The organism is Streptomyces sp. 13-12-16, from assembly GCF_002114215.1.
Taxonomy (GTDB): domain Bacteria; phylum Actinomycetota; class Actinomycetes; order Streptomycetales; family Streptomycetaceae; genus Streptomyces.
Genome location: NZ_NCTE01001510.1, coordinates 1 through 12223, shown reverse-complemented (window position 1 = coordinate 12223; position 12223 = coordinate 1). Strand labels below are relative to the sequence as shown.

Sequence of the window (12223 nt, the reverse complement as noted above, 5' to 3'; positions counted from 1 at the left end):
TCGCGCTCCTGGCGGTCCTGAAGGCGGGCGCGGCCTATCTGCCGGTCGACCCCGAGTATCCCGCGGAACGCATCGCGTACATGCTGCGCGACGCCTCGCCCGCACTGCTGCTGACCACCACCGGGACCATGGCGCGGCTGCCGCAGGCGGACGTCCCGGTGCATGTGCTCGACGGAGCCGAGGCCGGCACCGAGGGCCGTGCCGACGGAGACCTGACCGACACCGAACGGATCCGGCCGCTGCGGCCCGCGCACCCGGCCTACGTCATCTACACCTCCGGCTCGACCGGCCGGCCCAAGGGCGTGATCGTGGAGCACCGATCGGTGGTCGACTACCTGGCCTGGACCACCGCCGCGTACCCCAGCTCCCGCGGAGCCGCCCTGGTGCACTCCCCGGTCTCCTTCGACCTCACGGTCACCACCCTGTACACCACGCTGGCCGGCGGCGGCTGTGTCCACCTGGCCGCGCTCGAGGAGGAACCCGTCACCACGGCCCAGCTCACCGGACGGCCGGTCACCTTCCTCAAGGCGACCCCCAGCCACCTGCCGCTCCTCAAGGACCTGCCCGACGTGTACTCGCCCGGCGCGGAGCTCCTGCTCGGCGGCGAGGCCCTCTCCGGCGACATGCTCGGCCAGTGGCGCGAGGAACACCCCGACGTGGCGGTGCTCAATGTGTACGGACCCACCGAGGCGACCGTCAACTGCTGCGAGTACCGCATGGAACCCGGCGCCGAGGTCCCCCCGGGGCCGGTGCCGATCGGCCGACCGCAGGGCAACGCGAGCCTCTTCGTCCTGGACGAGGCGTTGCGGCCGGTGCCACCGGGTGTGGTGGGCGAGCTGTACATCGCGGGCGCGGGTCTCGCGCGGGGCTACCTGGGCCGTCCGGGGCTGACCGCGGACCGGTTCGTCGCCCATCCTTACGGTGCTCCGGGGCAGCGCATGTACCGCACCGGCGACCTGGCCAAGTGGCGCGCCGACGGCAATCTCGAGTACGCGGGCCGTGCCGACGACCAGGTCAAGCTGCGCGGCTTCCGCATCGAGCCCGGCGAGATCGAGGCGGCCCTCACCCGCCACCCGGACGTGTCCGGCGCCGTCGTCGTCGTACGCGAGGACCAGCCCGGTGAGCGCCGTCTGGTGGGCTATGCGGTTCCGGGCGGCGACCAGCGCCCGGACCCGGCGGCCCTGCGGGACCGGCTCGCCGAGGAGGTGCCCGACTACATGGTCCCGGCTGCGGTCGTGGTCGTCGACGCACTGCCGCTCAACGCCCACGGCAAGCTGGACCGGGCGGCCCTGCCCGCCCCGGAGTTCCGGGGCGCCGGGACCGCGCAGGGGCCTCGCACGCCGCGGGAGAAGGTGCTGTGCGACCTGTTCGCCGAGCTGCTCGATCTGCCCGAGGTCGGAGTGCACGACAGTTTCTTCGATCTCGGCGGTGACAGCATCATCTCCATTCAGCTGGTCAGCCGCGCACGCAAGGCGGGTCTCGCCATCACTCCCCGCGCGGTGTTCCAGCACAAGACGGTCGAGGCGCTGGCCGCCCACGCGGGCACCGTCGGCAGGCGCGTGAGCCGGGGCACGGACACCGGTGTCGGATCGGTGCCGCTCACGCCGATCATCCACCGGCTGCGCGAGCGCGGCGGTCCGATCGAGAAGTACGCGCAGTCCGTGCTGCTGCAGGTGCCCGCCGGGCTGGGGACGGAATCCCTCGAGCGTGCGCTGCAGACAGTTCTCGATCACCACGACGCCCTGCGCATGCGCCTGACACGCCCCGAGGGGGGCGGGGAGTGGTCGCTCGACGTGCCGCCGCGCGGATCGGTGCGTGCCGCCGACTGCGTCAACCGTGTCGCCGTCGACGGCCTCGACGACGACGCACTGCGGGCCGCCATCGAGGCGGAGGCCGAGTCCGCATGGACGCGGATCGTCCCGGAGGAAGGCCGGATGGTGCGCGCCGTGTGGTTCGACGCCGGCCCCGAAACCGCCGGCCGACTGCTGCTGATCATCCACCACCTCGTGGTGGACGGCGTGTCCTGGCGGATCCTCGAAAAGGACCTCGCCACGGCGTGGGAGGCGGCGAGCAGGGGGCGGGACGCCGAGCTCGAGCCGGTCGGCACCTCCTTCCGCCGCTGGGCCGAGCACCTGGCCGCGGCAGCGCACGACGCCAAGCGGATCGAGGAGGCGGACCTGTGGTCGCGGGTCCTGGAGTCCCCGGAGCCGCTGCTCAGCGACCGGCCCCTGGACCCGACGCAGGACACCAACCGCACCATGGGCGGTCTGTGGCAGGTGGTGCCGAAGGAGACGACCGAGCCGTTGCTCACCACAGTGCCGGGAGCGTTCAACGCCGGCGTCAACGATGTCCTGCTGACCGCGCTCGCGCTGGCCGTCGCCGACTGGCGCCGACGGCGTGGCGGAGGCGAGGACACGGCCGTGCTCGTGGACCTGGAGGGGCACGGACGCGAGGAGTTCACCGACGGGGTGGACCTGTCCCGGACCGTCGGCTGGTTCTCCAGCATCCATCCCGTCCGGCTCGACCCGGGCCGGCTGGACCGTCACCAGCTGTGGAACGGCGGAGCCGTGGTCGGCGAGGCGATCAAGCGGGTCAAGGAACAGCTGCGCGGCATCCCCGACAACGGCCTGGGCTTCGGCATGCTGCGTTACCTCAACCTGGACACCAAGGCGGCGCTGTCCGGCCACCCGCCCCGGCAGATCGGGTTCAACTACCTGGGCCGCTTCGAGATGGGCGACGCCGACGCGGCGCGGTCCACGGACTGGGGACCCGCGGTGGAGCCGGCGCCGGGCTTCCTCGACCAGGACGCCCCGATGCTGTACGCCCTGTCGATCAACGCGATCACCGAGGACCACTCGGACGGCCCCCGTCTGCGCATCGCCTGGGCGTGGCCGGGGGCGCTGTTCCGCGAGGACGAGGTCAAGGAACTGTCCGAGTCCTGGGAACGGGCGCTCGAAGCCATGATCACGCACGTGCGGGGCGGCGGCCAGGTCGGTGGTCACACGCCGTCGGACCTGCCTCTGGTGTCGCTCAGCCAGCAGGAGATCGACGAGCTGGAGAGCGAGATGGACGACGAGCTCGACGAGTTCGACGACGAGTGGGGGATGAGCCGGTGAAGAAGTCCGTGATCGAGGACGTCCTGCCCATGGGGCCACTGCAGGAGGGACTGTTCTTCCACGCGCAGTACGACACCGACGGGGTGGACCCCTACACCGTGCAGAGCGTCTTCCACCTGCGGGGTGACATCGACATCGCCGCACTGCGGGCCGCCGCCCGGGCACTGCTGCGGCGGCACGGGGTCCTGCGCGCCGGCTTCCGGGACCGGGGCGGCGAGCGGCCCGTGCAGGTCGTCCGGCGGGAGGTGCCCCTGCGCTGGACGGAGCACGACCTCAGCGGCCTCGGCGAAACCGAACGGGAGGCGGAACTGCAACGCCTCGTCGACGAGGACCGCGTCCGGCGGTTCGACATGAGCCGGCCGCCCCTGATGCGCTTCACGCTCGTCACGTTCGGCACCGGGGAGTACCGGCTGCTGATCACCAAGCACCACATCCTGATGGACGGCTGGTCGTCGCCCATCGTGGTGCGCGACCTGTTCGAGCTGTACCACCGCAAGGGCGATGCCTCCGGACTGCCACCGGTCACCCCGTACCGCGACTACCTGGCGTGGCTGGGCAAGCAGGACCGGTCCGCCGCCGAGGAGGCCTGGCGGTCGGAGCTGGCGGGCCTCGTGGAGCCGACCCTGCTCGCGCCGCGGGAGGCGGGAGCGCTCACCCGGGTGCCGGAGAGTTTCGAGGCGGTGTTCTCCGAGGAACTGACGGCTTCGCTGACCGCACTGGCCCGCGGGCACGGCTGGACGCTCAACACCCTCGTCCAGGGCGTGTGGGGTCTGCTGCTGGCCTCACTGACCGGGCGGGACGACGTGGTGTTCGGCACCACCGTCTCCGGTCGGCCTCCCGAGATACCGGGCGTGGAGCAGATGGTCGGACTCTTCATCAACACCCTGCCGGTACGGGTCGTCCTGGACCCGTCGGAACCGCTCACCGCCCTGTTCGACCGGTTGCAGACCCAGCAGACGCGGTTGATGGACCACCAGCACCTGGGGCTCACGGACATCCAGGCCCTGTCCGGCCACGGTTCGCTCTTCGACACGCTCCTGCTGTTCGAGAACTACGCGGTGGACACCGCATCCGTCGAGTCCACCCTGGCCGGCGCCAGTGTGACGGGGGGCTCCGGGCGCGACGCCACGCACTACCCGCTCACCCTCACCATGGCGCCCGGCCCTCGCATGATGCTCAAGCTCGGCTACCGGCCGGACGTGTTCGACCCGGCGGAGATCCGGGACCTGACCGCACGGCTCACCCGGCTCTTCGAGACGGTGGTCGCCGACCCCGGTCAGCCGGTCGGCCGCGTGGACGACCTGCCGGCCGGGACCAGGCGGCAGTTGCTCACGCAGTGGAACGACACCGCACGCGACCTGCCCGCCACCACCCTGCCCGCAATGTTCGAAGCGCAGGCGGCCCGCACTCCGCAGGACCTCGCCGTGATCCACGGTGACCGGCGGCTGACGTACGCGGAGCTGAACGCGCGGGCCAACAGGCTCGCGCACCTGCTGGCACGGCGCGGGATCGGTCCCGGACGGCTGGTGGCGCTGGCGCTGCCCCGCACCGAGCGGATGATGGTCGCCGTCCTCGCCGTCCTGAAGGCCGGCGCGGGTTATCTGCCGATCGACCCGAAGTACCCCGCGGACCGTCTGCGGTACATCCTGCGGGACGCCTGTCCGGCGCTGGTGCTCACCGAGTCGTCCGTGGCCGGCGGCCTGCCGGCCGCCGGGGACCTGCTGACCGAGCTGGACGACCCGGCAACCGCGGAGGCCTGCGCCGCGTGCCCGGACCGCGATCTCCTCGACGCGGACCGCACCGCTCCGCTCTCACCCGCGGACCTGGCGTACGTGATCTACACCTCCGGTTCCACCGGCCGTCCCAAGGGCGTGATGGTCACACACGGGAACGTCACCAACCTGGCGGCCTGGGCCCGGGACGAGGTCGGTGCCGAGCGGATGCGGCGCGTGCTGCTGACGACGTCGCTCAACTTCGACGTGTCGGTGTTCGAGATGTTCGGGCCCCTTCTGGCCGGCGGCACCGTGGAGGTCATGGAGGACCTGCTCGCCCTGTCGTCCCGGGCCGCCGACGATCCTCCCGGGACTCTGGTGAGCGCGGTGCCCTCGGCACTGGCCCAGCTGATCTCCCAGGGGGATGTGCGGGTCGCCCCGGACACCGTCGTCCTGTGCGGCGAACGACTGACCGCCCAGGCGGCGTCGGAGATCCAGCGGGCCCTGTCCCCCGGACGGCTGGCGAACGTCTACGGTCCGACCGAGGCGACCGTCTACGCCACCGAGTGGTCCACGTCGCAGCCGGTGGACGGGACGCCACCGCTGATCGGCCGACCGCTGCCCAACTACCGCGCGCTGGTGCTCGACCGCCGGCTGCGTCCGGTGCCGCCGGGCGAGGACGGTGAGCTGTACCTCGCCGGAGCCGGCGTGGCCCGCGGCTACCTCGGCCGGCCGGGCCTGACCGCCGAGCGTTTCGTCGCGGATCCCTACGGGGCACCCGGCAGCCGGATGTACCGCACCGGCGACGTGGTCCGCCGGCGTGAGGACGGTGACCTCGACTATGTCGGCCGCACCGACGACCAGGTGAAACTGCGCGGGTTCCGTATAGAGCCGGGAGAGATCGAGGCCGTTCTGGCCGCGGACCCCGCCGTGGCGCACGCCGCCGCCGCCGTGCGCGAGTACCAGGACGGCGACCGGCGTCTGGTGGGATACCTGGTCGCCGCGCCCGGGCAGCGGCCCGATCCCGCGCGCATCAGGGCGCGCGCCGCCGAACGCCTGCCCGGGCACATGGTGCCGTCGGCCCTCGTCGTGCTGGACGAGCTGCCGATGACGGCCAACGGCAAGCTGGACCGCAAGGCGTTGCCCGCCCCGGACACCGTGGCCGGGTCCGCCCGCGCACCGCGCACCCCCCAGGAGGAGATCCTCTGCGGTCTGTTCGCCGAGGTGCTCGGTGTCGACCGGGTCGGCCCGGACGACAGCTTCTTCGACCTGGGCGGCCACTCGCTGCTCGCCACCCGGCTGGTCTCCCGGGTGCGCGCCGCGCTCGATGTGGAGCTCGCCATCCGCTCCCTGTTCGAGCGGCCGACGCCCGCCGCTCTCGCCGGACTGCTCTCCTCGGGAGGCGCGGTGCGCGGGCGCCCGGCCGTCCGGGAGCGTCCCGCCGAGCTGCCGCTGTCCTTCGCGCAGTTGCGCCTGTGGTTCCTCTACCGAATGGGTGACCACGGCGCCTACCACATCCCCACGGCCATGCGGATGTCCGGGGCGGTGGACCGGGCGGCCCTGCGGGCGGCGCTGAACGACGTGGTGTCCCGGCACGAGAGCCTGCGCACGGTCTTCCCGGAGACGGACGGCAGACCCCGCCAGGTGATCATGCCCGATGCCGGGATGCCGTTCACCGAGACGCGGGTGGAGCCTTCCGCGCTGGACGAGCAGCTCGCGGCCGAGGTGGCGCGCCCCTTCGACCTGGCGCTCGACGTCCCCGTCCGTGCCCGTCTGTTCTCGGTCGGTGCCGACGAGCACGTGCTCCTGCTGACGGCTCATCACCTGGTCGCGGACGGCTGGTCGCTGGGACCGCTCGCGCGGGACTTCTCACTGGCCTACACGGCCCGCTGCCGGGGACAGGCCCCGGACTGGTCCGAACTCCCCCTGCACTACGCCGACTTCACACTGTGGCAGCGTGAGATGCTGGGTGACGAGAGCGACCCGGACAGCGCCGTCTCCCGGCAGCTGGACTACTGGAGCGGCGCGCTGGCGGACCTTCCCGAGGAGATCCCGCTGCCGACGGACCGGCCCAGACCCGCAGAGCTCTCCGGCCGTGGCGGAACCGTGGTCTTCACGTTCGACGCCGGGACCCACAGGAGTCTGTCCGCCCTCGCGAGGGAGACCCGTACGACACTGTTCATGGTGCTCCAGGCCGGTGTGGCGACGCTGCTGCACCGGGTCGGCTCGGGCGATGACATCCCGGTGGGCACGCCCGTCGCCGGCCGCACCGACGACCTGCTCGACGACCTGATCGGGCTGTTCGTGAACACGCTGGTCCTGCGTACCGATCTCTCGGGCGATCCCAGCTTCCGCCGGCTGCTCGGTCGCATCCGGGAGCGGGACCTGGAGGCGTACGCCCACCAGGACCTGCCGTTCGAGCGCCTGGTGGAAGTGGTGAACCCCGAGAGGTCGCTGGCCAGGCACCCGCTGTTCCAGGTGATGCTCACCCTGCAGAACACCGGTGTCACCGAACTGGAACTGCCGGGCCTCGCCGTGTCCCCGCATCCGCTGACACTGGACGTCAGCAAGTTCGACCTGGGGTTCGAGCTCAGTGAGGAGTTCACGCCGGACGGGGGCCCTGACGGCATCGACGGGGTGCTGCGCTACAACACGGACCTCTTCGACCACGACACGGCACAGTCCCTGGTGGACCGGCTGTCGCTCATCCTCCACGGTGCCGTCGCCGACCCCGACAGGCGTATCAGCCAGGTACCGGTGCTGGATCCCGCTGAGCGCCACCGGGTCCTGACACAGTGGAACGACACCGCCCACGAGACGCCGCGGGAGACACTCCCCGGCCTGTTCGAGCGGCGGGCGGCAGCCGACCCGGAGCACACCGCGCTGGTCTTCGAGGGTGAGAGCCTGACGTACGCGGAACTGAACCGGCGGGTCAACCGGCTGGCCCGGCTGCTCATCTCGCACGGCGCGGCACCCGAGAGGTTCGTGGCCGTGGCACTGCCCCGCTCCTGCGACCTGGTGGTGGCGCTGCTCGCGGTGCTGAAGACGGGTGCCGCCTACGTGCCGCTGGACACCGGCTACCCGGCCGACCGGCTCGCCCACGTGCTGGAGGACTCCGCGCCCGTACTGGTGCTGACCGACGGCGAGGCCTCGTCCGTGCTCCCGGACCGGCTGCCGTGCCCCGTGGTCGTCCTGGACTCGGACGGTGTCCGGGAGGAGCTGCGGGCGCTGCCGGAAGGCGATGTCACGAGGGCCGAGCGACGGGCACCACTCACCCACGCCTCGCCTGCCTACGTCATCTACACCTCCGGTTCCACCGGCCGCCCCAAGGGCGTGGTGGTGGAGCACGCCGGCATCGTCAATCGGCTGCTGTGGATGCAGGACCGCTACCGCCTGACGGCACAGGACCGTGTGCTCCAGAAGACCCCGGCCGGCTTCGACGTGTCCGTCTGGGAGTTCTTCTGGCCGCTGATCGAAGGCGCGACCCTGGTGATCGCGAGGCCGGAGGGGCACAAGGACCCCGCCTACCTCGCCGAACTGATCCGTGCCGAGCGCGTCACCACTGCTCACTTCGTTCCGTCGATGCTGCGCGTCTTCCTGCGCGACGGGACGAACGTGCGCGACACCCCGCTGCGGCAGGTGATGTGCAGCGGGGAGGCACTGCCGCGTGAGCTCCAGGAACAGTTCCTGCGCCTGTGCGACGCCGAGCTGCACAACCTCTACGGCCCGACCGAGGCATCGGTGGACGTCACCCACTGGCAGTGCGCCGACGACGGCACGGACCGTCCGGTGCCCATCGGCCGGCCGGTGTGGAACACCCGTCTGTACGTGCTGGACGACACACTGCAGCCGGTGCCGCCGGGCGTCCCCGGAGAGCTGTACCTCGCGGGCGTACAGCTCGCCCGGGGCTACCTCAACCGGCCGGAGCTCACGGCACGGGCCTTCGTGGCCGACCCGTTCGCCGTCGACGGCACCCGCATGTACCGGACCGGCGACGTGGTGCGCCGACGCTCGGACGGAGTGCTGGAGTACCTGGGCCGCGCCGACGACCAGGTGAAACTGCGCGGCTTCCGGATCGAACTCGGCGAGATCGAGGCCGTGCTCGACCGGGACGAGCGGGTGGCACGCAGCGCCGTGGTCCTCCGGGAGGACCGGCCGGGGGACCCCTGGATCGTCGCCTACGTCGTACCGGCCGCCGGTGCCCGGCCGGAGACGGCCGAGCTGCGCACACTGCTGGCCGACGCAGTCCCGGAGTACATGGTGCCGTCGGCCTTCATGACGCTGGAGACGCTCCCGCTCACTCCGAACGGGAAACTCGACCGCAGAGCCCTGCCCGCGCCCGGACACCCCACCGCGGCCGGCCGCGGCCGGTCCGCGCAGACGCCCCGGGAGGAAGCCCTCCGCCGCATCTTCGCGGACGTTCTGGGGCTGCCGTCCGTCGGAGTGGACGACAACTTCTTCGACCTCGGCGGCCACTCACTGCTCATCGCGAGAGTGGCCGAACAGGTCCGGCGGGAGTTCGGCACGGACATCGGCATCCGCACGGTGCTGCGGGCACCCACCGCGCAGGCGCTCGCCAAGCGGCTGCTCGAGCTGGACGAGACCGACGATCTGGACGTACTGCTCCCGGTGCGGGCCCACGGCGCCCTGCCACCACTGTTCTGCATCCACCCGGGCACCGGCCTGAGCTGGCCGTACTCGGCGCTCATTCCGCAGCTTGACCGCGACCGGCCGATCTACGCCTTCCAGGCGGCCGGACTGCGGGACGGCGACCGGTTGCCGGAGAGTATCGACGAAGTGCTCGACGACTACCTCCACCGCATCCGCGAGCTCCAGCCGCACGGTCCCTACCACCTCCTGGGCTGGTCGCTCGGCGGGGCTCTCGCCCAGGCCCTCGCGGCCCGCCTGCAGAACCAGGGTGAGGAAGTGGCGTTGCTGTGCAGCCTCGACGGCTACCCGATGGACGCGGTAGCGGTGAGCACCGAACCCTGGAGCAGGCAGCGCTTCCTGGTGGACCTGATCCGGACGGCGGGCCTGGAGCCGCCGGACGACGGTGCGCTGGACGGTGAGGACGTGATGGCGCGACTGCGCGCCGGCGGCTCACCCTTCGGCTCCCTTCCCCTGGAACGACTGGAGAGCATGTTCCGGGTCTTCAGGAACTTCGCCGTGATCGGGGACCGGTTCACACCGGACCGGTCCACCGGAGACATGCTCTTCTTCCGTGCCACCAGGACCGCCGATGAGCTGGGCGTGTCCCCGCGGTCCTGGGAGAAGTACGTCGAGGGCACCGTCGAGGTCCACGACGTCGACTGCGCCCACGGCTCCATCACACAGCCCGACGCGATGGCGGTCATCGGCCCGGTGCTCCGGGCGAGGCTGAACGAACCGGCCTGAGCCGGTCCGGCGGCGTCCCCGCCGACGGACCACCGACCTCCGTGCGTGCGACTCCACGCGCGGACCGACCGAGGAGAGAGATTCGTCATGAGCAACCCCTTCGAGAACGAGGACGGCCGTTTCCTGGTACTGGTCAACGAGGAGGCCCAGTACTCCCTGTGGCCCTCCTTCGCTGACGTACCCGCCGGATGGACCGTCGTGCACGGTGAGGACACCCGCCAGGCGTGCCTGGACCACATCGAGACCCACTGGACCGACATGCGGCCCAAGAGCCTGGTCCAGGCGATGGAAGCCGCCGCCTCCTGACCACGGGTCCCGCCGCGCCCTCCGTGGCCGGGTCGCCGGACCAGCGACCCGGCCACGGCCGCCACCCCCGTCCCCGACAGCCCGCCACCTCTTCGATCGAGAACGGATGACCATGCCTGACTCCCGGACCACTCGGCTGCCGCTGACCGCTGCCCAGTCGGGCATGTGGTACGCGCAGCGACTCGACCCCGACAACCCGATCTACAACGGCGGCCAGTACTGGGAGATCGTCGGGCAGTTCGACCCCGACGTCTTCGAGCAGGCGGTGCGCTGTGTGATACGTGAGACCGACGCCCTGCGCACCCGCTTCATCGAGGACCAGGACGGCGTCCGGCAGATCGTCGAGGAGGACCCGCCCCGGGTGGTGCGCTATCTCGACGTCAGCCGCGAACCCGACCCACGGGCCGCCGCGGAGGAATGGATGCGGGCGGACCTCGCCCGTCCGGTCGACCTGGCCACGGCGAGCCCCGCCGACCTGTCCGCCTTCGCGTTGATCGAGATGCGACCCGATCACTTCCTGTGGTACTTCCGCTGCCACCACATCGTGCTGGACGGCTATGGCAGCGCCCTCGTCGCCCGTAGGGTGGCCGAGGTCCACACGGCACTGGTGCAGGGCGCGCCCGTCGCGCCCGGCGACTGGCAATCGCTTCGTGACCTGGTGCACGCCGACGAGGAGTACCGCTCCTCCGCACGCCATGCGCAGGACCGCGCCTACTGGCGTGCCCGGCTGGAGGACCGTCCCGCGGTGCGCAGCCTGGCCGGCCGGACCGCCCCGATGCCGCACCGTCTCGGGCGGGTCACCGGTCACCTGACACCCGAACTCACCGCACGGCTGCGGGACATGGCGAGCCGGGCCGCGGTGCCGTGGCCGCCCGCCCTCACCGCCGCCTTCGCCGCCTACCTGCAAAACCTCACCGGGGGCGAGGACATCGTCGTGGGGCTGCCCGTCACGGCCAGGGTCGGCCAGGCGGCCCGGGCCACACCCGGCATGCTCTCCAACGTGCTTCCGGTGCGCCTGCGCATGTCCGGGGACACGACCTTCACCGAACTGCTCACCCAGGTGTCCACCAGGATGCGAGCCGCACTGAAGCACCAGCGGCACCGCTACGAGGACATGCGGCGGGACCTGGGCCTCGTGGGCGAGGACGAGCAACTCGTCGGTCCGCAGGTGAACATCATGCTGTTCGGCGACAGGCCTTCCTTCGCAGGTGTCCCCGCCACCCCGCACACTCTCAACCTCGGCCCGGTGCGGGACCTGTCGGCGGTCTTCCAGGACCAGGGGGACGGCGAGCCCCTGCGTATCGACTTCGAAGCCAATCCCGCCCTGTACTCCGAGGACGAGCTCACCCTGCACCGGGAGAGGTTCCTCTCCTTCGTGGAGCGGCTTGTCGCCGCCGGCGCCGACCGGCCGCTCGGTGCGCTGGACGCGATGCTTCCGGGAGAGCGCGCCCGGTCGCTCGACCACGATGCCGACGACGCCCCCGTGGCCCACCCCGACCGGACTCTCGTGGAGTTGTTCGAGGAGCAGGTGGTGCGGTGTGGGGATCGGGTGGCGGTGTGTTGTGGGGAGGAGTCGGTCACGTATGCGGAGTTGAACGGGCGGGCGAATCGGCTGGCGCGTTGGCTGGTGGGGCGTGGGGTGGGTCCGGAGGACGTGGTGGCGGTGTGTCTGCCCCGGTCCGTGGATCTGGTGGT

Annotated in this window: 4 protein-coding genes; all 4 read left to right on the top strand. The window is 71.6% G+C overall.

Annotated elements, in window-relative coordinates; translation table 11 throughout:
• Positions 1-3116 (top strand): non-ribosomal peptide synthetase (locus tag B7767_RS44180; protein WP_143653068.1); only part of this gene is annotated, 3116 nt, incomplete at its 5' end.
• Positions 3113-10222, top strand: coding sequence for a non-ribosomal peptide synthetase (locus B7767_RS44175; RefSeq protein ID WP_143653066.1), 7110 nt, complete (start codon positions 3113-3115; stop codon positions 10220-10222). The genes B7767_RS44180 and B7767_RS44175, both read left to right, overlap by 4 nt.
• Positions 10223-10309: 87 nt before the next feature.
• Complete coding sequence (locus B7767_RS44170; RefSeq protein ID WP_085576676.1) at positions 10310-10528, top strand: MbtH family protein; 219 nt, start codon at positions 10310-10312, stop codon at positions 10526-10528.
• A 112-nt stretch (positions 10529-10640) separates the two neighbouring features.
• On the top strand, positions 10641-12223 hold a 1583-nt coding region (locus B7767_RS44165; protein ID WP_179167584.1), incomplete at its 3' end, for a condensation domain-containing protein.

Bases quoted from the DNA above. Each gene is read 5' to 3' on its own strand.
- B7767_RS44170 (WP_085576676.1), top strand. From the start codon at position 10,310: ATGAGCAACCCCTTCGAGAACGAGGACGGCCGTTTCCTGGTACTGGTC.